Genomic DNA, 24635 nt, shown 5'->3' on the forward strand with positions numbered 1-24635 from the left:
TTTTCCCGATATTCCTTAGATTTCAGGAATTACCCCCCTCTATGGTTTCACATTTTTCCAATCCTAGAAATTTTAGTGGGAATCTAATACGCATTAGCCCAAAAATGCGCCCCTATAAAAACACATCCCTTATCTCCCTATTCATTTTGGCTTCATTTTTCCCTTGTGGATATTTTGCAATAATTATGCGACACTTATAATCCCCTTGCTTAATCTCTCCAAATCCGTTCACTAATTCAAAGCTATCCATATTTTAAATATCAAAACCATCTATTCCTTTTATAAATGGATTTGTCCAATCCATTCCTGTTAAAAACAATATGTTCTTTGGTTTCCATAGATTTATCTCCTCTTTTATTATTTGAGCACAGTAATCTCTCTGGGCTTTCTGTAATTTAATCCTTTAGGTACATATTACCATTCATGATAAAATAATTGTACAAATGGAGGTAACATTAATGAATGAGAAACAATGTATGAATTGTAATGCTCCAATGTATTTGGATTGTTGGGATACTGTTGACGAGCAAGAAGATGGAACTTTCCTTTTAGATATATTTGAAGCATGAGTGTGTATGGATAGATGCGTTTTTTTTTGAACGGGTTGAAAAAGGAAAGACAAATCTAATATGAATTTGCCTTAAAATAGCACTGTCTACAAATTAGGCAGCAACAAACCCGTGCGATCTTAGTCAAGAATTGTTGCCGGAAATGGCAGATATGTTATTTAGGTGTGTTGTTAATTCTTCTGGTGCTGATAAAAAGGGAGAGTGATCTGTATCAATTGTAAAGGCAGCTTGGCAAGGAACATTCATATACATTTCTCGTTGTGTTTTAAAAGATAAAGCATTATCCTTGAGCGTTTCAATATAATAGCGGGGAATTTTCCCATAGTTTTCATCTGTTATTTCGATCTTTGTTATATAAGGTAGTAACGGTTGAGGACTAAGCTTTTTCTCCATTTCTATTACAATTTCGTCTGAACAATTATTATAGAATAGTCCTCTAGCCGAAGAAGGTTTCAACGTAATATGCATTTGATCTTCGCTTAAAGTGATTGGCAGAGGTGGCATTTTGTATTTTTCACTCAAAATCATTAAGCTTTCCCCATTCATTGGGATGAGTGCAGACAAATAAACAAGTGCTTCAATTTTATGGGAACGATATTCTGTCACCTGTGTGATGACCATGCCACCAAAACTGTGTCCTACTAAAATCACCTTATTTTCCTCTTCATCAATTCTTTGACAAACTGCATTACAATAATCTTTTAAGGAAACATTTGACGGTGGAGTAGGATCATTTCCGTGACTTGGTAAATCAAAGGTAATTACTTTATGACCTGCTTCTTGTAATAACGGGGTTACCTTTTCCCAACACCATTCGCCTAAAAATGCTCCATGTATAAAAACAAATGTACTCATTTTCACTTATCCCCTTCATTTGTCTATTTGTCGTTTTGAATTCCTTTGAAAATCAAATCGATAACAGTGTCGACTTGCTGTTGAGCTTCCTGTTCTGTAAATTCTCCGTTGGCAAACATATCAATCGAATAAGTTAACGCCCCCCAATATACATGAACCATTAATCTAACATTGCTTTCTTTTAACGTTCCTTCTTGAATTCCTTGTTCAAATAACTGAATTAATGGTTGCCTTGTATTTAAGGTATAGCTTTTTAACACATCGTCAGATACACCTTCAAAAACATACCCAATATCCTGTTCCATCTGGCGGTAAAACTTCATGAATCGTGGATTTTTTTGGGTAGTTTCAAGATAAAAACGAACATACTTTTTCAGTTTGACGAGGGTTCCCTCTTCTGAAGTTAAACTTGCTTTAATATATGTTTCAGCTGCTTGAATATATTTTGTAAAAAGATCGCGAAAAAGCTCCATTTTATCTTTATAGTAGTAATAGACTAAACTTCTTGCGACACCAGCCTTTTTAGCAATATCACCAATTTCAGTAGCTCTCACCCCTTTTTCTAAATACACCTCAATCGTTGCATTTAATATTTCTTCGATTCGATTTGAACGTATTTTTTCATTTTGTTCTGATGATCGCGGCGCCATAGTCTTCACCTCTACTATAATCGATTGATTCAATGGTTCTAATATTAAAGTCGGATGCTATTTTAATTGACGCTTATGTCAATTAAAAATATAGAATAAATTGACGTTAGTGTCAATTGAAAGGAATTTTAAAAATTCTAATATGAATTCAACTTAAACCACCCCATCCCTATAACATTTCAAGCCAAACACAAAAACGGCCCGCCCGTTTCTTTTTAAAATGAAACAGACGAACCGCCCCGATGAAGCTTTCTTTTAATTATTATTCAAAGTAAATTTTTACTTCTTGTGTTTCTGAATTATATTCGCTCTTTGCTCCTAGTTCTTTTGCAATAAAGGCAACCGGTACAAAGGTTCTTCCGTTTACGGATTCAGCAGCTGTGTGCATAATGACTTTGTTTCCATTCACGTATGCTTCCTTGCTGCCAAGTGTTAATTTGATTTCTGTATCTTTTACTTTAAGAGTAACCTGATTTGTATTACCGTCCCATTTTGTTTCTGAATCAAGCCATTCTCCAATTACTGCTACCGGTACCATTGTTGAGCCATCTTTAATGTAAGGTGCAGCATCTAATTCTTTAAAATCACTGCCAAGAATTGCATACGGCTCGCCAATTGTAAATGACGCATTAAATTTTTGCAATAATAGCTTTTTAAGCGGAGTGTCATCCGGTAGTGTTCTAACCTTGTTGATATCATTCTCATATTCTGTCACATTTACGGCATCTTTTACTTCCGGTAATTTTACATCCCCATTGACATTCCAAACAAGTGAAGTTGCCTTAATAACTGCACTTCCGTTTTCACCAGTCGTTGGATCTTTTATCCCGATGTTAATTATAGTATCTTCTGATGCAATATATTTTTCTTTTGAAATCCCATACTCAGTTGTAATTTTAAAGTCAATGTCTTTACCAATCATTGCTTCAAGGCTCTCTTCATTCATTCCACTAAGCATTGCTTTAAATTGACCTAATTGAGTTTTCGCTTCGGTAACAGCAGTAGTTAACTCTGCTTCTGTTGGCTGAACTTCAGCAGGCATGAAGCCAGCAAATTCTTTTACAAATATATCCAGTCTTTCATAGTTTGCTAGATTATCCATAGTGTATACTATAAAATCTAAAATTTCATTGATACCAAGCTCAAATTTCACTTTTAAAACTTCTTCTTTTCCTTCGGGAGTTTGGATTGTTTTGAAACCTAAGTCTTGAAGCTTAGGAATTTCATAGTTGAATTGCGATATGTAATTTTTAAATTCGCCTTTCATAAACTCCATAACTTTTTGCTGCATTTCATATTGCGATTGCATGTTAAAATCTTGGCCATCCATTTCGTCCATATCTACTTTGAAAAAGAATGGGTCAGCAGATGTTTTAAAATACATAACATTTTCTTTTACCAATATTTCAGCAGTTGCCTTTTCTTTGGCAGTCCATACACCTAAATCACGAAGCGGTTTGTCATTGTTAGCCGTGATTTTCACATAGGCATTGTGCTCATCCTGCGCCTTTTGCTCAATTACAAAGCCAGCCTCAAATAATTCTGCTATTTTTTTCTGTTCATTAGTTAAATTCATGCCATCAATATTCACATCAGCTGATAATGTTAATTTTGATTCAGATGATGTTTGATTCACAGCGTTGAGCCAAGTATCCTTCAAAGATGGATTAGTCGTTGTACAGCCCACTAACACCAACATTAAGGCTACTAGTAAAAATAAGAATTTCTTCAATTCCTCCACACCTCTCCCTTTTAAATGTTTGTTTATTTATTTTTCTTATAATCCCTATAATACCGGTAACTGGTTTATATTTCCACGCATTTGCTAGATAAAAACAAAAAAGAGGTAATTCATACTAGTCCAAATTAGTAGGTAAATAGTACTTTCTGTTCTTGAAGACGCCAAAATCAAATGCACCTTGGCGTATTTGCGCCCAGATTTTTTAGGCCCACAGGATGTGGGTCACAAAGACGTTGCCACAGGACGTGGCGTTCTTAGTCTTTGATCTTAGCTCGAAAAACTACCTTTGAAAATCTGTGGCATCCGCCGGAGGCTTTAACTTTATTCAGCAGGGGTCTGTACCCCCACTGAATTAAAGTATTAATTCGCATTCATCTCGCCATTTATGGAGGTGGGAGACTTCTGCTGAATAAAGTTAAAAGCCCTTTGCCAGCAAATATCCGATGGCAAAGGGCTCGTACTTTAGTAAGTTAGTTTAAACCAAACTAGTTGGCCTTTCAATTAACAAAAAGTTGCCGGCTCAAGGTTGATACCTCAACCGAGTGGGAAGTGTACAATCCTTAGTTTACCTAGCCAACACTGTACCATTCCCGAATTACCACTTATCTCACTTGCACCCAGCCGTTTTTAATAGCCACGACTACTGCTTGGGTTCGGTCGTTTACATTCATTTTTTGCAAAATGTTGCTGACATGGTTTTTTACTGTTTTTTCACTTATAAATAAGGTTTCACCGATGCTACGATTGCTTTTTCCGTCAGCTAGCATTTGAAGGACTTCGCATTCGCGGCGTGTCAAGATATGTAATGGTTTACGGTATTCAACGTCCTTCAATGTTCCGACAGATTGGCCCACATCTCCTGTAGCTAAGCGACGATATTCTCTTACGAGATTATGAGTCACCTTTGGATGCAGGTAGGAACCGCCGTCTGCAACAATTTTGACTGCTTCAACAAGGGCATCTGCGTCCATTTCCTTTAGCAAATAGCCGCTAGCTCCTGTTTTAAGTGCATGTGTTACATAGCTTTCGTCATCATGAATTGATAAAATTAAGACCTTAACGTCTGGAAACTTTTCAACTAAATTCGCTGTTGCCTCCACACCATTCGTATGGGGCATATTGATGTCCATTACAACAACATCCGGATGGTATTGCTCAACAAGGGCTACCGCATCCTCGCCATCATCGCCTTCCGCTACTACCTCAAAATCTTTTTCAAAATCCAAAATTCGTTTTACACCTTCACGAAACAATTGATGATCATCAATAACTAATATTGACGTAGTTCCATCCACTTGTCATTCCTCCTCAAGATCAAAAAGCGTAGTTTATAGTAGATTCGTATTTATTTTATATCAAATATGTTACACTTAACCGTGCTATGGATATAGGTCAATCATCCTCAACAATCAAAGGCACATCGATCGTAATCATCGTTCCTTTACCGAGGCCTGAGTCAAACGTAATTTCTCCCTTTAAAAGCTCAATTCGTTCCTTCATTCCCATGATTCCAAATGAACCATCTTTTTTATTAGTGGGGTCAAAGCCTTTTCCATTATCCTTGATTATTAGCTTACCAGATTTTTTTCTAAGTTCTATTTTCACTTGGATTTCATTGGCATCAGCATGTTTTAATGCATTTTGGACCGCTTCCTGCACAAGTCGGAATAATGCAACCTCGAAGCGCGGTGGAAGACGCATTTCTTCGCCTAGATTCACGAATTTAATCGGAATCTTGTTGTATTCTTCAGTTGTGGACAGATACCTTTTTAAAGTTGGGATCAATCCCAAATCATCGAGAGCCATTGGCCTTAGATCGTAAATAATTTTACGAACCTCATACAACGCGGATCGAACCATGATCCTTAAATCCTTAATTTCCTTAAGTGCCTCATCCATTCCCCGCTCACGGGAGACTCGCTCAATTAGCTCCGAACGCATCATCACATTAGCAAGCATTTGCGCTGGTCCGTCATGAATTTCTCGTGATAGTCGCTTTCTTTCATCTTCTTGGGCTTCAATAATCCGCAAACCAAATTCTTGCTTTTCCCTTGCATCGTTCAACACTTCGTTGACCTGTTGAAGATCGCTGCTTAAATAATTCAAAATGACACTAATTTGGCTGACAAGATTCTCCGCTCGTTTGACGGTTTGCTCCAGTCTTTTCAAACGCAGCTCTAAATCATTGCGGCGTTCAATCAGCATTTTTTCTTTTTGACGAATATAAGCTAGTTCCATTTGCAACGCATGTGCTTTCTCATAGGCAGAACGCACTTCGTCTTCCGTATACTTTGTAAAATTTCTACTCACTTCAGCAAGACGTTTCCGCGCCAACTTTACATGCGCTTCCAATTGTTCACCTTTATTAATAGTTTCGGTAACTTCTAGCCTAGTTTTTAGTAATTCTGCAGTTAAAATCTCAAATTCCTGTCTGGATTGCTCGCTTATTTCAACAATTTCTCTTTTACTATTAGAAACTGTATCAATCATTTTATCTAAAATTATATCTAATGCTTTTTCATCAATTTTAAACATTTTCTTATCCTCCAGAAAAAGCTCAAAAATTCTTTATTACATTTACATTCGCAAGGCAAGTCGATTTTCTGGGGGGAGAAGATAAAAAAATCAAAATTTGAAGCAATACGAATGTCGTTTTATAATAAGACTGGTTAAGCAGATGAACTAACCCAACCTTTTCCCAAAATACCAAATAAAAGTTTCTAAAGTAAATATATTGAAAAATTGATTGGTTTTGTACATACACGTATGTAACCCTAGGAGGTCATTAATATGCTACTACAATATTATACCGTAAAAAACGCTGGTGAACATGAAATTGTGATCGAAAAGTCGAAATTTGTCGCACAAATCACCCGGGCAACGACGGAGGAGGCGGCACAAGCCTTCATTCAAGAAATTAAAAAAAAGCATTGGGATGCGACTCACAATTGCTCGGCTTATTTAATTGGCGAGCATAATCAAATTCAAAAAGCAAATGATGACGGCGAACCAAGTGGGACAGCTGGTGTGCCGATGCTTGAGGTTTTGAAAAAACGTGATTTAAAAGATACTGTAGTGGTGGTGACCCGTTATTTTGGCGGCATAAAACTTGGTGCTGGCGGACTTATTCGTGCTTACGGAAAAGCAGTATCGGAAGGTCTGAATGCGATCGGCGTTGTTGAAAGACGGTTGATGAGGGTCATTCATACAAAAATTGATTACACATGGCTTGGAAAAATTGAAAATGAACTACGCTCCCATCCTTCTTTTATTTTAAAAGAAATTCACTATCTTGATATGGTTGAAGTCGAAACGTATGTTGCTGAAGAAATGAAAGAAAGCTTCGTTGATTGGATGACGGAACTGACAAATGGGCAAGCTGAAATTTTCGAAGGTGAAACAGAATATTTGGAGACTGATGTTTAGTTTTCTGGGCACACTAATTAATACCAAATCAGAGTATTTAGGGAGTTTAAATAATGGCTCGATTCAAAAAAAGGCGGAAAGTAACGAAAATTTTGATGATCATCTTAATACCTTTGTTAGTCGTATTTGTTGGTGCTGCTGCTTACGCTTCTTATTTGGCGAGTACAGCTAAAACCGTAGTTGAAAGTTCCCAGCATAAATTAGATAGTCGAAAATTTGATGAGAAGTCCGAAATGCGTCTTGAAAAAGTTGACCCAAGGGTTGATAATATTTCGATTTTATTTCTGGGAATCGACGATGGTGAGCATACTTTTAGTGATTCAACCCGAACAGATGCGATGATTTTGGCCACTTTTAACGAAAAATCAAAATCGGTAAAAATGGTCAGCATCCCTAGGGATTCAAGAGTTGAACTTGTTGGCAGAGGCCGTATGGATAAAATCACCCATGCCCATGCCTATGGTGGACTTGACATGGCGGTAAACACAGTAGAAAAACTGTTTGCGATTCCAGTGGATTATTATGTTCGGCTAAATTTCGATGCTTTTATTAAAATTATCGATGCCTTAGGTGGAATCGAAATTGATGTTCCTTTTGATATTGTTGAGCAAAATAGTCATCGGGAAAAAAATAAAATCAAAATCAACAAAGGATTGCAAAAATTAAATGGGGAACAGGCTCTTGCCTATGCTAGAACCCGAAAGTATGACGGTGATGTCGAAAGAGGTCAAAGGCAGCAAGAAATTTTGAAGGCTATTATAAAAAAGGGATTGTCGATCCGGTCGATGACGAAGTACGGCGATGTCATTGAGAGTATCGGTGATAATTTAACAACCAATATGACATTTGATGAAATGCTTGCCTTCCATGACTACGCTTATGCCGGGAAAAATATCGATGTTGAAATGCTGACGTTAAAAGGGAAACCGGCACGGATAAATCGACTGTATTATTATTTGCTAGATGACACGAGTTTGGATGAAGTTAAAACAAAGATGAAACAGCATCTAGAGTTTGATGGGACGGATGCGAATGATAGAGGTAAGACAGAGAGATCGACTGATGATAATGGGGAATAGCGTGATTAACATATTATAAGGCATGGAACGTTGGCTGTACGCCGTTCCATGCCTTTTTTAACAAAGTTTATTTATAAAATTCAACAAATGAATCATAAATGGCTTGTGCTGCTTTTTGACGGAATTCATCTGATTTTAGCAATGCTTCTTCATTTGGATTCGACAAAAATGCCATTTCTACTAAGATTGCCGGTATTTCGGTTTCACGAATAACGTGTAGGCTTTTATCTTGGGAGCCTCGATTCACCGTTCCAAGCTGTGATGTTATTTTTTTGATTGCAATATCTGAAAGCTGCTTACTTTGCTGCCAGCTTGGATTTTTTCCAGAATGATAGAATGTTGTGGATCCCTGTGATGTTTCTTTAAATGAATCTGAATGGACGCTTACAAAAGCATCAGCATCATTGTTATGGGCTACTTTTACCCGTTCAGCCAACGATAAAAATGTATCATTGGATCGGGTTAAAGTAACTTCAGCACCTGCTCCACGCAATAAATCTGCTAATTTTAAAGCTACTGCAAGATTTACGGCTTTTTCTTGAAGGCCTGTTGGTCCTTTTGCACCCGGGTCATGGTCCCCATGTCCTGCATCGACAACGATTCGCTTTCCGGCTAAGCCACTATTTAATAAGGTAACTTTTACATCGTTCGTTGAGTGGCGGACGACGAAATGGTAGCCCGGATTAAAATAAATGCGAATTTTTGAGCCGCTATATTCAATCCGATTAATAGCTGGGTGGCTGCCAGTCCATTCTTCGATTTGTGATGCACTTGCTGTAATCTCTACACCGTTAGAAAGCAATTTATTTGACGTTGTAACTGAACCTACTTTTGACCATTTCAGCCAAGCTCTATTGCCGTCATAAGTTTCTATTTCTGGCTGGGCAAGTGCAGTGAACGGCTGCTTATTCACTTGCATTGTTAAATAATTGGCATGGACATAGCCCCATTGTCCGTTATATTTCACTTGAGCCCATTGGCCTTCAATCTTAAAGACGATGATTTCCTGACCTTTTGAGTAAGCGCCAAGTATTGGTGAATTAGCGTCTGCACTTTCACGAATATTTAGTGAAGTTGCGTTAACTTTCCCCTTGATTACCTCTTTTTGAGAGCGAATTGATTTTGCTTCGATATAGCCTAGATCGTTCTTATACTCGATTTCAAGCCACATGCTAGTGTCTAAATTCTTTGCCTCAGGTTTATCATAGATTTTGATTGAATCACCTTGCGCAAGTTCGCCTAGTTGTTTGCTGTTTGTTGAAGGCTCTTTATAAACTGCTGCGCCTTCTTCATCATCAATGATTGCTGTAGTTGTTGTTCTGACAACATCTTCAATCACTGGTTCCTCTTTGTTTGAATTTGAGGAGGAAGATTCTTCACGCTCTTCTGTTGCCGTTTTTTGTTCAATTATGACTTTTCGTTCTTTTTCATTCCATTGAACGTTGGCACCATAGCTTTCTGCAAAGAAACGCAACGGTAAAACCGTATAATTTTTTACAATTGTTGGTGCCGGATTGATCGCAAGTGCTTCATCATTCACCATTACTTTTGTTTTGTTAATTGTGAATACAACTTTTGTTTCAGCGTCGATTGCTTCAACCTGCTTTGTTTTTTCTAACCATTTTACAGTAATCCCTAGTGTCTCCCCGATGCCTCGAAATGGTACTAACACTCTTCCATCTATAATTGGTGGTTCGATTGGTAAATTTAATAGTTCGCCATTAACGTAGACTGAGATTTTTTTCGAGGAGGATGATGTATTTGGTGTTTTTGTTGCATTAGTAGGTTTATTGGTGTCCGTAGTCTTATCTTTGTCAATTGTGCTTGTTTTATTTGTTGTCGTCTGTACTTTGATATAGTCGCTATGCACATAGCCCTCGACGGATTTCGAGGAAATCTTCAACCACTCACCGGTCCGTTTGATAATCTGGACCTCGTCACCATTTTGTAATTTTCCTACTATGTCACCATTAGTCGAAGGCTCTGATCTTACATTTAAGTTGCCATCTTTCATTATTACTTGCCCTGTTTCATTTGCACTGGCGAGCGTATGCGGAATTGCTATAAATGCCAATAAAATGAGAAAGGTCCATATAACGAAAGATATCGGTGACCTTTTTACCATTAGTCTATCAAATCCCCCTTCTATTCTTGTTTTACTATAACAACTGTAATAGTTTAATAGCAGAATATCAAGGTAAATTAACCAAATTACAACAATTTGAGACAAATGACCCGATTTTGTCATTAATCTGAAATTTTTGTATTATTTTCCGGGAAATGTTGTCGATGTGGAGTGAAATATTTGTCTGAAAATAAGTATAAAAAAACACAGACCTTTTAAGATCTGTGGCGTTATTTGGGATATTTTTTTACTACTTATTCAACAATTCAATCACTTTCTTCGCTGTTTCATTTGCTTTTTGTTGAAGTGGAATGGCCTTTGCTTTCAATTTCTCTACTTCCTCGCTATGTTGACTCATTTGCTTTCCGATCAATTCATACAACTCATCCGCTGACCAATCGTCATCGACATGACCAATTAATGGTTGATCGACTTGGTTAATAAATGAATCGATTTTAGGATCGTAAGAGATACCGATCATTGGTGTGTGAGCAATTGCCGCAAAGATCAGGGCATGAAGTCTCATTCCGATTAATAGTGAAGAATCTCCGATCAAAGAAACCTTCTCTTCAATACTAGCATCATACGGAAAAATGGAAGCCGGATTTTTCATAGCACCCATGATTTCTCTCGAAAATACATCGTCATGCTCACCATGCATGGGCAAAAACACAATCCGGTGCCCTCCCTCATCAGCACAGCGGTCGAGTACCTCAACTATTTTTTCCTTAAATTCGGCAAAACCTAGAGAAGTCCAATCACGGATAGCAACCGTGATGAACGGCTTCTCTGTTAATCCTTCCTTCTCCAACCAAGCACGATTCAATCGTTCCTTATACTCCATGCCCATCACTGGATCGGGAACGAGCTCAATTTCACCATTCAATCCAATTTTTCTTAATAAATCAAAGGATTCCTGATCCCTAACTGATAGAAAATCAGCCTTTGACAGAGCATATTTTACAAGCTTTTGACTCACTGATTGGTCGAGCGGACCAATGCCCTGAGCATACACAAAAAATGGTTTTCGTAGTATCCGGTGCGCAATCATCATGATCCCTGTATAATACGGAACGCTTTTCATACCGGTTTTATCCTGAAGCAAGCTGCCGCCACCGCTAATGACACCATCGGCTGAACGTACCGCCTTAAAAACCTCGCCCAGCTTCCAACGATTAACGGCATCGACACCATATGTTTTTTTCGTATAGTCCGGATCATTTGATAAAACTGTTATTTTAATATCACTTTTTTCAGCACGCAGCGCATGAATGATAGCCTGCAGAATGGCTTCATCACCGACATTATGGAATCCGTAGTAGCCAGATAATACAACCCTCATACTACAACCTCTCCTGAATCATCGGCCAATATTTCTTCGCGAGTCTGTACAAGAAGATTAAAACTAAACCTAACAAAGCACCAAACACAAATCCGTAAACTGTTCTTAAAAGCGAAAGATAAATCGGAATATGTAAATGTGTGAATGTATTAACGGTTGATAAAAATCCGATCGCACCGCCAGCTAATAAATATTTACCGATACGCTGCTCCCAGCCTTTGCCTTGATAAATAATGTACATTCCTAAAACAAGCAGTGGGTAACCGATTAAAAATTCTTTCGTACGAGGACGAACGAATAAAAAATCCTCCAGTTTTTGACGGAGCACTAATTCAGTGCCAGAAACCATTTCACCGGCATCATTTCCGGAACGGACGACTAAAATCATCAATCCAGCGGCAATAACGGCAACAATGACAAGATAATAATTACGGACAACTGTCATGGCTAAATCTTTTACATGATCACGGATCACATGTAGGAATGTCAATACGATTGGTAAAATGAATAACAATTTTACCCCTCTGAATTCTTCGATTTTTACAAGGAATTGATTGCCGTATAACAACGACATAACAAACCAGACACCGATGAGTGCAAGGAACGCCCCTTTTAAAAACTTGAACACCATATCTTTTTTACTATTAATATATTCTCCGGAAATGGCTGCCCAAGTTGCTGCCACAATAGATACTACTAATGATGCGGCTTGTAAAAACATTGTTGCACCGGTCACAATGTAACCTGCAGCAACTAACAGCATTCCTGCAAACGTTAATAATGCAATTTTTTCAGAAACCATTAACGCAGCAAGTCCAATAAATGCTGCGACACCGACCAGTCCGGCAATTGTCATCCATTTTGAAGCCTGTAAAAGATCATAGGATTGAGCAATTCCAGGTTGGTGCTTGTCCGCCATTTGGCTTGTGATAGCTTCTAGTTCTTGGGTTGCTACTTCAAAAGATTGTTCGGCGGTAATCGTTTCTTCCTCTAATTTCTTAATATCAGCGACATGAACATACAATCCACGAATATTACGTTCCTTTACAGCACGGGTTGCACGGTCTGTGTAGCCGCCTCTTCCATCGAAAAAGTCGAGACTGTGAAGGCGAACGATTTTATTATTAAATTGTTTTGCATAAATATTTAGTCCGTCCTGCTTTGTAAATTCAATCGGCATCAAGACGAAGCCTTCATTAACAAGCCTTAATGCATATTGCTCGGCATCCTCCGTCTTTAAATCCTTGTGCGGAGCTACCCCAAGCATTGTATTGCCGGTAAAAATAATTTTGTGGCCGCCCAATTTGTCTTGGAGCTGTTTCATTTGATCTAATACATATTCATTGTTTTCATTAATATTATTACCAATTCGGAAAACTGGCTCAAACCCGTAGGAAGCAAATTCAGTCATCAAATTCTCGTCGAAACCAATTGGTCTTGTTAAAATCGGATTCGCTACCGCACCCATTCCGCGGGTAAGCTCCTCTTTACTTATACCTTTTATAAAATAAATTGATTCACCCTTAAAAATTGGCAGATCCGTTACTTTATCAATTCGATCACCAAACGATTTCACAATCGCATTTTCCCAGCGGTCATCTAAATCATTACGAAGCAACACATACAAACCATTTTCACGTGAATACAATATGCTTTCACGTGTATTTTCATCCTCTTTTTGGAGCATACTGAACAGGTCGCTTTTGGTCAGCGTCATCACAAGTCCTTGTTTCACAAGATCTTGTATACCTGTTGGTTCAAAAGAAATTCCACGAACACCGTTATCATATAACGTTTTTACGATTGTATCCGTATCAAGTCCACGAATGGCTAACTCGCGAATTTCCTCATATGGGACAATCATTTCATATGTATCATTATTCCATTCAATTTTGGCACGATTATAAATGAGCGGTGCTGTTATCAATATCGATATTACAACGATGGCCATTAATACTTTTTTCAAAAGTTCTACATCCCTTCGGTGAAGTTTTTACTAGTTAGGTTGAGCCATGGGGGCGGGTTCTCTGGATCAGTTTTTGGACCGCAGTTCCCGACCCTCTGGCCCAGAACCGCAGAACCCGACCCTCTGGCTCATTTTTTCCTAACTAAAAGGGAAAGCTGAAGCCAGCTCTCCCCCCTTATCCCCTTTTTACTTATGCCCGGTTGGAAATTACGCTCCAAAACTTAGGCTGATCTTCTACCGCTTGCGGTAATTTTTCTAAAAAGTTTATGAACTGGACGGTAGTTTTCTGAAACTAATCCAACTCGTTCAGCTACTAGCTGTGTCACTAATAATACAACCGCAATGATTAATGTTGCTCCCCATAGTGTTGAGTTTGAAAGCATGACTGCTGCGATTGCAAAGAATGCACTCATTGCATAGATGATTAAAACCGTTTGACGGTGTGAAAAACCTAAACGTAATAAACAATGATGCAAGTGTGATTTATCTGGTGCAGATAATGGTTTTTTGTTCACGATTCGGCGAATAATCGCAAACAGTGTATCAGAAATTGGTACGCCAAGAATAATGATTGGCAAAATTAATGAATAAACCGTGATGCTCTTAAATCCAAGTATCGAAAATACTGAAATCATGAATCCTAATAAAAGTGCACCTGTGTCACCCATGAAAATTTTTGCTGGGTGGAAGTTGTATATTAAAAATCCTAATGTACTTGCTAATAAAATTGTACCCATAACTACAACGAATGTATTCCCCATAACCATCGCCATTGCAGAAATAGTAATTAAAACAATGGAAGAAACACCGGCAGCCAGTCCATCTAATCCATCAATCAAATTAATCGCATTGGTAATACCAACAATCCAAAGTAGTGTGAATGGGATTGTAAAGATGCCAAATTCAATCGTGGCTTCAAATAACGGCAGATTAATCGATTCTACTTGAACTCCTCCATAAATAACAACTCCTGCTGCTAGAATTTGTCCTAACAGCTTTACCTTCGGAGAAATTTCAAAGCGATCATCAAATACTCCGGTAATTACAATGATCGTTGCTCCAAGAAGAATCGGCCATGTTGCAATGTCATCGTCAAAAGGCTGGGCAATCGCAAAACCGATAACCATACTAATGAATATCGCCAATCCGCCTAATCGTGGCATTACTCTTTGGTGTACTTTACGTTGATTTGGTTTATCAACAGCGCCGATATAAATTGCAAATTTTTTAACGAGCGGTGTTAGAGCTACTGATGCGAGAAAGCATACAATTGCTGTAATCAATAACATCATATTTGGCACTCCCCAGACGTTTTTCGTCTAATTTTTTTGCGGCCAATTTAGTTATAATCGAACCAAAACCTAGGTTTGTCCGCAATTTTTATCTATCTATTTACTTTTGCAAAAAAATCCTTAATTCCCTAAAATTTGATTCTCTTCTAGCATTCAAAACAAATTATACCACAACTGAAATTAGTAAGAGTATTTTTTTTAGGATAAATTGATTTTTTTCAAAATCAATATGTAAGGCACATTGTTTTTACATTTACTAAAAATGTTCATTATAATCTCTATTTGTATAGGTTAACTCAATTGTGCCGTTGTAATTTGCGAATATAGCGGCCAATTAATGGAAATGCCTGCAATTCCTTGTTGCTTAGGCCTTTTCCAACTATCACTAGTATTGCATAAACGAGCGCACCAATTGGTACGATAACTAGTAAATAGAGCATTGATTGGATTCTTGAGAAATCCGTTACATTAAAATAAAACATAGGCGCAAAAACTACAAATCCCATTATAATACTTGCCCCTATAAATACAAGCGTTTCTTTTCGCCAAATGTTGTACTTTGTCGTTTGAAAAATAAATACAATATTTGCGACCGTTAATAGAACGTAAATTAACAGAGTCGCATAAGCCGCCCCCATAATTCCCGATTGGGACACAAAGATGAGATTGAAAATCCCTTTTAAAACAGCACCAATGACGATAACCCAGGCCGCAAGCTTGGATCGGTTTAACCCCTGAAGGATTCCCGTTGTTAAAACCGTCAGTGATGAATAAACTGAACTGAAGTTAATGATAGCGACGACGTCACTGCCTTGAAAGTCCGTGAAAAGCGCACGATTGACTGGTATTGTTAAAGCTAAAAGCCCGATCGCAGCCGGCCATGAAACAAGGTGGGCATATTTTAAAGACCTTACTATATAACTATTCGCAAGGTCAATGTCGTTTTGGGCCATCGCTTTTGTAATTGTCGGAATTAAAGGCAAAATAACTGCGCTTGAGAACACAGATGCAATTCCTACCAGCGATAAACCTCTGCGATAAATTCCTAATTGTTGTTGAACCTCTTCCGTATGGATTCCCGCCCATGTTAGGCCATGCGGAATCGTAACAGAATCAACAAGATTAAGAAGAGCCATCGTTAGTGAGCCCACCGCAATTGGAATTGAAAGTGCTAAAATTCGCTTCGCCCACTGCCTAAATATATTCATTGAAAAAGATTTCATTCCAACAGGGCGATCCTTGAACTTGGTGTAGAGCGTGCGTAAATAGATTAGTGAGAACAGTGCACCTACTGATGAGCCCACCATTACACCACCGGTAATAATCTCGTTTGGCTCTCCTTTTTTCACCAAAAAATAAGCAATACTAAGGATGAGGATGACGCGTACAAATTGTTCGATCACCTGTGAAACCGCAGTCGGCTTCATATCCTCAAAGCCCTGGAAAAAACCGCGATATACCGCCATATAAGGGGCGACTAAAAGCGTAAAGGATACAATAATGACCGCCGGTCTTGTATATTCCCCGCCGAGGATAATCGAAATTGGCTTAGAAAAAACAAACATAATTGTGAAGCTTACGACTCCGAATATCAACGCAAGCACACTGGCGGAATGAAAAATATCACCAATCTCATGCTCTCGCTTCGCTCCACGTGCCTCAGAAATCAACTTTGAAATCGCAATTGGAATACCGGCAACCGATAAAATCAAGGCAATCATATAAACCGGATAGACAAGTCCAAAAATCCCAAGCACCTTATCACCGGCAATATTTTGTAACGGGATTTGAAAAATACTCCCTATAAATTTCGAAATAATCGTTGCTGCTGTAATAATTAGTGTTCCTTTTAAAAATGAAGATTGGGCCATGCTGTAAGCTCCTACTTGATAGATTTTGGGGACATGGGTCCTCGTTGGTGGGACAGAGGGTCGGGTTCTCTGGCCCGGGCTGGTTCGGGGCTTCCGGGACAGAGTTCCCGACCCTCTGTCCCATCCTCCCCTATTCTAGTTCCGACCGCTTATTTTTTGTCCGACTACTTTAAGGGCGAAATGCGGTAAAGCAAGCATGCGGCGCCACCTTGAAGGTTGTTTTAGCAAACGGTAAAACCACTCCAAGTTTAATTTTTGCCAAAACTCTGGTGCACGCTTTACTGTTCCTGCAATAACGTCAAACGAACCGCCAACTCCGATAAACACGCCTTTTTCTACGTGATCGATATGTTCAGCGATCCATTTTTCCTGCCTTGGCATTCCCAAAGCAACTAAAATCAGATCCGGCTGAGTTTCTTGTATCTCATTAATAATTGCAGGGTCTTCCCATTTAAAAAAGCCGTGATGGTAGCCAGCAATCTGCAAATCAGGATATTCGACTTTTATCGTTTGTACCGCTTTTTCAATTGTTTCTTCTTGGGCACCGAGCATGTACAGCTTTAATTTTTTTTCATTTAAAACCGTTAATAAATTGCGCATCAAATCATAACCTGCCACCCGCTCTGGCAGAGGCTTGCCTAATATTTGTGCCCCTTTCACAACCCCGATTCCATCCGCAGTCACATAATCTGCTTTCTCAACATATTTTTTGTACGTCGGATCCTCCAGAGCCTTCATAACGATTTCCGGATTAGCTGTTACAACAAATCCCTTTTGTCCGCTCTGCATTCGCTCTTTCAAGCGCTCGACCATATCCTTCATATTTGTATTTATAAAATTCACACCTAATATAGAGACGAATTTATCCTCCATTTGTTTCACCAACTTGTAAAATTTTCTAAAAATATTAAGGTTTCGATTTAATTCTACATTGAACTATAACAAAATTAAGGGTAAAAAGAAATAATTTAGTGGTATTTGCACGAAACTCAACGGGACACAGGACCGGGAACTGTGGTCCAGAACTGTGGTCCATATTCAAAAACAAAAATCCCCCCTCAAAACTAGTTTGAGGAGGGTTCCCATCTTCTTCATTAAAATTTTTACTCTTTATTCGTATTCATCTTGATGACACGCTCCATAAAGGATGAGAATTCTGCGCGTGTTGTTGGTTTCGATGGTTTGAAGCTTCCATCTTCGTAGCCACCTGTGACGTTATTTGCTGCAAGGATAGCGATATCTTTAGCTGCCCAGTGGCTTGCTTTTACATCTGTAAATGTTTTGGTTGTTTCGCCTTCCAATTTGTAAGCGCGATTTAAGATGACAGCCATTTCTGCTCTTGTAAGCGGTGCATCTGGGGCAAATTTTCCACCTGGTTGGCCGTTGATGATGCCTGCTTCAGAAACAGCCTTGATGGCTGTGTACGCATAATGTGTATTTTTTACATCATTAAACGGAAGTGCCTTATCTTTTGAGTCTGTTAATTTAAATTCGCGGGCAATCATCGCTGCCGCCATTGCTCTTGTAATCTCGGCATTTGGTCTGAATGTGTTGTCCTCGTAGCCTTTGATAATACCTCTATTGCTTAAAAACACGACAGATTGGTAGGCCCAATACTTGTTTGTAATGTCTTTAAAAGAAACATTTGGATCCGGAACTTGTCCAGAGCCTGTACCGTTGCCATTACCATTCCCAGCACCCTCATTTGGATTCGCCTGTGGTGCAGGATGATTATTCACATAAGCAGATTGTAAGCCATCAAAATAAATGGCACCTTTGTTTTGCTTTTCTTTTACAGCTTCCGCCACATAAATGCGATCGAACTTCAATGGAAGAGTTAAGTTTGCCGGAACCCCGGCACGAACATATTTCCAGCCTGTCCATGTTAATCCGTGTTCTTCTGTAAAATTAATCGTATGCTGCTTGCCTGTTCCATCCGTGATGTTGGCACGAAGCCAATGTCCTGCTCCATCACCTTTTACCCAAAGACCTAATTCTTTTGGATAACCTTTCAAATCGATTGGTGTTTTTGCAGCAGCGTAAGCTACTTTAATTCCTTCCTCGGCTGTTGTAAAGTCATATGAAAGTTTTAAAGAGTTTTTGCCCTCTTGAACATTGCCGCTACCTGATGCAAGTTCAACAGCTGCCTTTGCTTTTGCTTGATCTGCTGACCATTTTGCTAAAGATTCAAAGCCGTCAACCATGACTGGATCAACACCGACTTTTACAGGAATAGATGCCGTAACATTTTCGAATTGAGCAATAATATTTCCTGCTGCTTTTTCCTGACCTGCAATAAATTTACCATCAGGTGTGATTGTGCCGATATTTCCGTCAACTGACCATTTGATAACGGACTTGTCAAAAATAATGGGCTCGCCACCATTGTATATCGCATTCGCCGATAATTGAATCGATTCATTCGTTCCAATCACGACTGATTTTGGTTGAATTTCAATTTTATCAAGCTTGTCCACGACGGTTACTGGTACTTCACCAGTGGCATCGTTGTAACTTGCAATTATTTTTCCAGAGCCAGCATTTTCAGCTGTAAAAGTTAAACCACTAGTTGAGCCGACATTTCCATCGACCGATAAAGTGATGTCGTTCGCATTTACTTGAACCAGATTCATATATTGGTCAAGCGCATATTTATAGGCTAGCTGAACCTTTGTTCCTTTCAAAATTTTTCCATCAGGTTTTGTAAGTTTCAAAGTTTTAGGGTCACTTGTTGGTGCTGTACTAATAACTTGAAAAACAGAAGAAACCTTGCGTTCTACACCTTCTGATGGACTGTTCACTAATTTCGGCTGAGCTGTCCCAAGCTCACGCACCGCTATAGCTGTTGAACCGCCACCATCTAGATTGATAGCATTATAGGCACCAATTGAAATTAAATAGTTTGCAAACTCTCTTAGGGTCGCGCCGTTACTATAGCCGTTTTGACGTCCATCAACGGTTACTAAATAAACTTGGTCACCAGCTTGGTTTGTAGTTATCGCTGTACGTGGATGACGGCTTTTTGCAAAAGAATCATTTTCATCCATTGAAATCGAAACTTGTCCATTTTTCACAAGCTGCGGACCAGTTCCGATCACGTACTGTGCATCCTGCCAAACATCACCTAAAGATAGGCTAAGGTCAACCATGTCTCCTACCTGGACATTCTTTAGCTTCTCACTCCACTCTTGACCATGAGCAGAAATTACAAATCCGTTCGAAGGAATAGCGGCATTTCCACCTTCTCCGAATCTAGTAACCTTTGAAACTGTTCCGGTCATCGTTTGTCCAATGATTTGGCTTGATGGTGATGGTGTTACATCTGAAATGATAATCTCTGTGCCCCATTCATTTGTGCCTGTTGTTTGTTTTGGCGATTGATATAGGTGAATAGCCTTCTCTCCGCGAGTGCCATTGAATTTATCAAGATTTAAAGTCTGACCACCAATAGTTGTAATCATTTCAATTTTATATCGATCGATCACTGCTTTACCGTTACGGTTAATACCGAAGGCAATCGGTTCGTTTGTTGGACTTTTTGCAGTTTTCGTACCGGAAATACCGATATTAATTAACTTATTGTCTTTTGCGATTAAATTTACCGGCATTTTTCCAGCCATATCGAAAAATCCTGCGTTTGCCGCCCCTATTACAAAATGTCCTTCATAGTGATTTTGAAGGGCACGGTTTGATACTGTTGATACTGCCGTTAGCGGCTCAGGTAGACTTACCTCAAGCGCTGTGTACGGATCATTCAAATTAATATTTAATAGATTGACAGCACGGTGGTAACCGCCATTATATTGTTGCTTCGTATAAGTTACCCCTGGTGAAACTTGTGTGCTTACATCACTAAGCAACGTTCCAAAGGATGCAAAGGCAGAAGCGCCAAAGCTTTGGAAGACTAATAAAAACGTCAATAAAATTGTAGTAATCTTGGTGCGTTTCATACGTATCATTCACTATCTCTCCCTTTTGGGACACGGGGTCGGGTTCCGTGTCTCATTTACTTTCTTTTTGCTGAGTTCCCTTAGTATTTCAACCAATAAATGATAAACTTTGCCCACTCTGTCAATACGATTTGTTGTTTTTCAGAATCCTGCCACCAATCTCGAAGACTATCAATTCGGTCATCCGGGGCATTGGCATACGTTAGCTTAATATCTGAACCCGCAAATACTTTGTCGAAAATAAACTTACTTCGTTTCGAATGCCAATCAGTTGTCACGACGATAGCAGATTTAAAGCCGTTATCAAGCATCAACTTTTTCGAATAAACTGCATTTTCATAGGTGCTTCTAGAGTCGGTTTCTTTTTTTATCGCCGTATCCGGAATCCCAAGTTCGCTCGCCAAGACGATCATTTCATCTACAGCCTTTGTTCGCCACGAAAGATCTGTGCCATCTGAAAAAATCAATGTCCCCACGAATCCTTGGTTGTAAAGTTCTACCGCTCTTTTAGTTCGCTCTCCTTTGATTTCCCCACCAAGAACAATGAGCGCATCGCTCTTTTCGGCTGTTTCATCGGCAATTAAAAAATCCGCCACAGATTGTAATAACGGATTTTTTACAACAAAACCTATTATTATTAAAATTAATAAAATCCCTAGAAAGATCTTCAGCTTGCTCATTATTACTTAGTGCCCACAGATTTCATTTGTAAAATAATGTCCTGTACCATTTCCTTTGGATTATTAATAATTGATTTTTCACCTTTTTGATAAGCGGATTGGAGAATCGCCAAAAGCTCCACTTGATTTAATTTTCTCTCAGGTTCTTTTACAATCGTTTTACTCATTATGTATATCACCTTCAATTCTATTTATCTTTGTTTCTACTTAGGTCAAAAAATCTGCCAGCCCTCAAATTATATTTCATTAAAAATAAAAAAGGGATCTCAATTTTTTCCATCTAGTATCATATATTACGGCACAACACTATGTATTTCGACAAAGTCTCACAGTTTTTGTCCGTATCATTATAGCATATTTGTAAAATACTGTCTTTACAGAAAGAGAATTTAATAGCTTTGTAATATAATTGTTATTTAATGGGTGCCTGTCCCCACAGTGCAGTTTTACCTCTGCTACTACACAAAAAAGAGTGCCGCCCCATTAGGTTAAGCACTCCCACATTAAATCAACACTCTATTAAACTAACACTCACTACTTACATCTCCAACCCAGCTTCTTCTTCCACGCTATTCTTCTTCTTGCCTTTTCTTGTGAACAGTCGCTTGAATCTGCGCTTCGTTCCGCTGAGGAAGTCCTCTAAAATTGTGTAGACAACTGGGACGAACAACAGTGTAAAGCACATCGATGATGTTAAGCCGAAGATAACGACGACGGCAAGCGGCATTTGCGCTTCCGCCCCTTCTCCAATTCCAAGTGCCAATGGTACCATACCAAGGACGGTAGTCATTGTTGTCATCAAGATGGGACGTAAACGAGCTGGGCCTGCCTGCAAAATTGCTACTGTGCGCTCTACTCCACGACTTCTTAAAATATTAATGTAGTCAACGAGTACGATCGCGTTGTTAACTACGATACCTGCCAAAATGATGATCCCGATAAAGGCTGGTACGCTGAATGACTGTCCTGTCACAACCAACCCAACGATAACCCCGATAACCGTTGTCGGCATCGCAAACATGATAACAAACGGATGGGCCAATGATTCAAACTGTACCGCCATAACAACATAAACTAAGAAAATTGAGAAAATCAACGCCAACGCTAAGTCTCCAAATGTTTCCTGCATATCCTCAGCCTGGCCACCAACTTTATACGTATAGCCTTCTGGGAAGTTCATCGTATTTAAAGCCGCCATCACTTCTTTCGTTGTCGTACCTAAATCTTTTCCATTTAAATCAGCCGTTACGTTAATTTGTCTTTGTTGATTTTCACGGGTGATTTGAGCCGGTCCTTGAATTTGCTTTAATTCGGCAACCGCTGAAAGCGGCAATAATGTACCAGATGGTGTTTGAATAAACATATTTTCTAAATCGTTAATCGTTACCCGTTTATCCTCTGGAAGAATGACACGGACATCGAATTCATCTCCGGCCTCACGATATTGTGTCGCTAGCTTTCCATTAAAACCGACCTCAACCTCGGACATGATTTGCGAATAGGATAAACCATATTGTGCAGCCACTTCACGATTGGCAACAACCCTAATTTCCGGTCTGCCTTCTGCCGCAGAGTTCTGGATATTCGTTATCCCTTTAATCCCCTCCAAAAGCCATGTGATTTGATCACCGATTTCGGATAAAATTTCCTGTTCAGGTCCTTGAACACTGATCTGTACCGGCTTTCCTGTACCAAGCCCTGCCTCCATTGCCGACACCTTAATTTCAGCACCTGGAATGTTGGCAACATCAGCACTTAATTTTTCAACAAATTGTTTTGTCGTTAGATCTCGTTCATTTTTCTTGACTAACTGAATTTGGAACAAGCCCGTGTTCGTGCTGCTTTGTGTACCCGTCATTTGGTCCGTTCCAATTGATAGGTAATTCACTTCAATTAAGTCTTTATATTTTTCAAGCTTTTCTTGGATTTCGTTTGCAACGGCAGTCGTTTCTTCAAGAGTCGAGCCCGCTGGTGCTTCTAAATTAATCTGAAGCTGTCCTTGGTCTGATGCCGGTATATTTTCCGCACCTAACATCGGTGTTAACCCAAGACTTGCAATAATCAAAACGATAGTAGCGAACACCGTTGTTTTTCGATGACCCAACACCCACTTTAATGATTTTTGATAAAAATGATCTAGTTTTCTAAAAAAGCCAGCAAACTTCCCTTTTTGCTTATCATATTTGTCAATTGGTTTAGTTAAAAGCTTCGATGCTAAAACCGGTACCAACGTAATTGCCACTGCAAGCGAGCCGATTAACGAGAACGAAACGGCCAAAGCAAGTGGTGTAAATAATTCTGATGCCATCCCTTCCACGAAAACAATCGGTAAAAATACAACCAAGGTTGTTGTTGTAGACGCGATTACCGCTGAGCCAATTTCGGATGCTCCTTGAATAGCAGCTTCCTTTACAGAAGCACCATTTTGACGGTATCTAAAAATATTTTCTAAAATAACAATCGAGTTATCGACCATCATCCCAATGCCGAGCGCCAAACCGCCCAAGGACAGGATATTTAACGTCTGACCTGCAAAATACATCATTGCAAAGGTTGAAATGATAGCGAACGGGATTGATACCGCAATAACAAATGTCGGTCTCAAGCTTCGCAAAAATAACAACAGCACAAAGATAGACAAAAGACCACCAGTGATCATATTAGATGTTACCGATTTAATAGAGTCTCGGATAAACGTTGAAGTATCAAATACATTGAAGAGTTTGACACCCTCTGGTAATTTTTTGTTACATTTACATCCGCCTTCATCGTCCCAACAATCTCTTTATCTACCGTTAAAGAGCTGTTCGTAATTTTGGAAACCTTGACGGGAGTTTGCTTTTCCTCCTGCGTTTCTTGGCCAACTGGTTTTGTAGCACATCCAGATCCCGCAAAAGCAATCGAGGCAGCTGCCAAGAGAACCATCCCATGTTTTAAATGCCTTTCTAAAGGATGCTTCATAAAAAATCTCCTTCCATGTTTAAGTAGATTAACAGAATTCTAGTTTCGGTTTGTGGTGGTGTTATGGATAACATTTGTTCAACATGTAAAACTATAAAGTCGAAAAATGCCCCGTTTAATTAGTACGT

The 24635-nt window shown here is 39.1% G+C and carries 18 protein-coding genes; 2 read left to right on the top strand and 16 right to left on the bottom strand.

Annotated features, from left to right (window positions below; translation table 11 throughout):
* Positions 1 to 692: 692 nt before the first annotated feature.
* The 5 genes from BAZO_RS03355 to BAZO_RS03375 all read right to left on the bottom strand — a co-directional run bounded on the left by BAZO_RS03355 (position 693) and on the right by BAZO_RS03375 (position 6350).
* The gene (locus tag BAZO_RS03355) at positions 693 to 1424 is read right to left on the bottom strand and encodes an alpha/beta fold hydrolase (RefSeq protein ID WP_003329861.1); all 732 of its coding nucleotides are present in this window, start codon (positions 1422 to 1424) and stop codon (positions 693 to 695) included.
* Positions 1425 to 1447: 23 nt separating this feature from the next.
* Entirely contained in the window at positions 1448 to 2074 is a 627-nt protein-coding gene (locus BAZO_RS21065) for a TetR/AcrR family transcriptional regulator (protein ID WP_003329862.1), read from the bottom strand.
* 262 nt (positions 2075 to 2336) lie between these two features.
* On the bottom strand, positions 2337 to 3815 hold the full coding sequence (locus BAZO_RS03365) for a copper amine oxidase N-terminal domain-containing protein (protein ID WP_003329863.1): 1479 nt from the start codon (positions 3813 to 3815) through the stop codon (positions 2337 to 2339).
* 602 nt (positions 3816 to 4417) lie between these two features.
* A complete protein-coding gene (locus BAZO_RS03370) occupies positions 4418 to 5110 on the bottom strand; it encodes a response regulator (protein WP_003329864.1) in 693 nt (230 codons plus the stop codon).
* Positions 5111 to 5207: 97 nt separating this feature from the next.
* A complete protein-coding gene (locus tag BAZO_RS03375) occupies positions 5208 to 6350 on the bottom strand; it encodes a sensor histidine kinase (RefSeq protein WP_003329865.1) in 1143 nt (380 codons plus the stop codon).
* 255 nt (positions 6351 to 6605) lie between these two features.
* Between BAZO_RS03375 and BAZO_RS03380 the strand changes: the two genes are divergently transcribed.
* Both BAZO_RS03380 and BAZO_RS03385 read left to right on the top strand, forming a co-directional pair.
* Complete coding sequence (locus tag BAZO_RS03380; RefSeq protein ID WP_003329867.1) at positions 6606 to 7241, top strand: YigZ family protein; 636 nt, start codon at positions 6606 to 6608, stop codon at positions 7239 to 7241.
* Between the two features lie 53 nt (positions 7242 to 7294).
* Positions 7295 to 8320 (top strand): LCP family protein, encoded by a 1026-nt coding sequence (locus BAZO_RS03385; RefSeq protein ID WP_003329868.1) that lies wholly within the window; start codon positions 7295 to 7297, stop codon positions 8318 to 8320.
* 67 nt (positions 8321 to 8387) lie between these two features.
* Here BAZO_RS03385 and BAZO_RS03390 read toward each other — a convergent pair whose 3' ends face one another.
* The 11 genes from BAZO_RS03390 to BAZO_RS03435 all read right to left on the bottom strand — a co-directional run bounded on the left by BAZO_RS03390 (position 8388) and on the right by BAZO_RS03435 (position 24507).
* Complete coding sequence (locus BAZO_RS03390; RefSeq protein ID WP_003329869.1) at positions 8388 to 10445, bottom strand: N-acetylmuramoyl-L-alanine amidase; 2058 nt, start codon at positions 10443 to 10445, stop codon at positions 8388 to 8390.
* A 250-nt stretch (positions 10446 to 10695) separates the two neighbouring features.
* Entirely contained in the window at positions 10696 to 11787 is a 1092-nt protein-coding gene (gene csaB / locus BAZO_RS03395) for a polysaccharide pyruvyl transferase CsaB (protein ID WP_003329870.1), read from the bottom strand.
* Between the two features lies 1 nt (position 11788).
* The gene (locus BAZO_RS03400; protein WP_003329871.1) at positions 11789 to 13753 is read right to left on the bottom strand and encodes a DUF5693 family protein; all 1965 of its coding nucleotides are present in this window, start codon (positions 13751 to 13753) and stop codon (positions 11789 to 11791) included.
* Between the two features lie 221 nt (positions 13754 to 13974).
* Positions 13975 to 15042, bottom strand: coding sequence for a glycosyltransferase family 4 protein (locus tag BAZO_RS03405; protein ID WP_003329872.1), 1068 nt, complete (start codon positions 15040 to 15042; stop codon positions 13975 to 13977).
* Positions 15043 to 15341: 299 nt separating this feature from the next.
* Positions 15342 to 16916: a putative polysaccharide biosynthesis protein gene (locus BAZO_RS03410; RefSeq protein WP_003329873.1), complete on the bottom strand. Its 1575-nt coding sequence runs from the start codon at positions 16914 to 16916 to the stop codon at positions 15342 to 15344.
* A gap of 135 nt (positions 16917 to 17051) precedes the next feature.
* The gene (locus BAZO_RS03415; protein WP_003329874.1) at positions 17052 to 17789 is read right to left on the bottom strand and encodes a WecB/TagA/CpsF family glycosyltransferase; all 738 of its coding nucleotides are present in this window, start codon (positions 17787 to 17789) and stop codon (positions 17052 to 17054) included.
* A 230-nt stretch (positions 17790 to 18019) separates the two neighbouring features.
* Complete coding sequence (locus BAZO_RS03420) at positions 18020 to 20875, bottom strand: S-layer homology domain-containing protein (protein ID WP_003329875.1); 2856 nt, start codon at positions 20873 to 20875, stop codon at positions 18020 to 18022.
* 71 nt (positions 20876 to 20946) lie between these two features.
* Positions 20947 to 21546, bottom strand: coding sequence for a YdcF family protein (locus tag BAZO_RS03425; protein WP_003329877.1), 600 nt, complete (start codon positions 21544 to 21546; stop codon positions 20947 to 20949).
* A 2-nt stretch (positions 21547 to 21548) separates the two neighbouring features.
* Entirely contained in the window at positions 21549 to 21713 is a 165-nt protein-coding gene (locus tag BAZO_RS22225; protein WP_157382053.1) for a YwzD family small protein, read from the bottom strand.
* Between the two features lie 371 nt (positions 21714 to 22084).
* Positions 22085 to 24238 (bottom strand): efflux RND transporter permease subunit, encoded by a 2154-nt coding sequence (locus tag BAZO_RS03430; RefSeq protein WP_235786694.1) that lies wholly within the window; start codon positions 24236 to 24238, stop codon positions 22085 to 22087.
* Complete coding sequence (locus BAZO_RS03435) at positions 24214 to 24507, bottom strand: hypothetical protein (RefSeq protein WP_003329879.1); 294 nt, start codon at positions 24505 to 24507, stop codon at positions 24214 to 24216. Before BAZO_RS03435 ends, BAZO_RS03430 begins: the two co-directional genes overlap by 25 nt.
* Between the last annotated feature and the right edge of the window lie 128 nt (positions 24508 to 24635).

This window comes from Schinkia azotoformans LMG 9581 (assembly GCF_000307855.1).
Taxonomy (GTDB): Bacteria; Bacillota; Bacilli; order Bacillales; family Bacillaceae_J; genus Schinkia; species Schinkia azotoformans.

Excerpts from the sequence above, each read along its gene's own strand:
- BAZO_RS03390 (WP_003329869.1), bottom strand. The coding sequence starts at position 10,445 with ATGGTAAAAAGGTCACCGATATCTTTCGTTATATGGACCTTTCTCATT.
- BAZO_RS03425 (WP_003329877.1), bottom strand. The coding sequence starts at position 21,546 with ATGAGCAAGCTGAAGATCTTTCTAGGGATTTTATTAATTTTAATAATA.
- BAZO_RS22225 (WP_157382053.1), bottom strand. The coding sequence starts at position 21,713 with ATGAGTAAAACGATTGTAAAAGAACCTGAGAGAAAATTAAATCAAGTG.
- BAZO_RS03385 (WP_003329868.1), top strand. The coding sequence starts at position 7,295 with ATGGCTCGATTCAAAAAAAGGCGGAAAGTAACGAAAATTTTGATGATC.
- BAZO_RS03375 (WP_003329865.1), bottom strand. The coding sequence starts at position 6,350 with ATGTTTAAAATTGATGAAAAAGCATTAGATATAATTTTAGATAAAATG.
- BAZO_RS03435 (WP_003329879.1), bottom strand. The coding sequence starts at position 24,507 with ATGAAGCATCCTTTAGAAAGGCATTTAAAACATGGGATGGTTCTCTTG.
- BAZO_RS03420 (WP_003329875.1), bottom strand. The coding sequence starts at position 20,875 with ATGATACGTATGAAACGCACCAAGATTACTACAATTTTATTGACGTTT.
- BAZO_RS03405 (WP_003329872.1), bottom strand. The coding sequence starts at position 15,042 with ATGTTATTGATTACAGCAATTGTATGCTTTCTCGCATCAGTAGCTCTA.
- BAZO_RS21065 (WP_003329862.1), bottom strand. The coding sequence starts at position 2,074 with ATGGCGCCGCGATCATCAGAACAAAATGAAAAAATACGTTCAAATCGA.
- BAZO_RS03380 (WP_003329867.1), top strand. The coding sequence starts at position 6,606 with ATGCTACTACAATATTATACCGTAAAAAACGCTGGTGAACATGAAATT.
- csaB (WP_003329870.1), bottom strand. The coding sequence starts at position 11,787 with ATGAGGGTTGTATTATCTGGCTACTACGGATTCCATAATGTCGGTGAT.
- BAZO_RS03355 (WP_003329861.1), bottom strand. The coding sequence starts at position 1,424 with ATGAGTACATTTGTTTTTATACATGGAGCATTTTTAGGCGAATGGTGT.
- BAZO_RS03415 (WP_003329874.1), bottom strand. The coding sequence starts at position 17,789 with ATGGAGGATAAATTCGTCTCTATATTAGGTGTGAATTTTATAAATACA.
- BAZO_RS03410 (WP_003329873.1), bottom strand. The coding sequence starts at position 16,916 with ATGGCCCAATCTTCATTTTTAAAAGGAACACTAATTATTACAGCAGCA.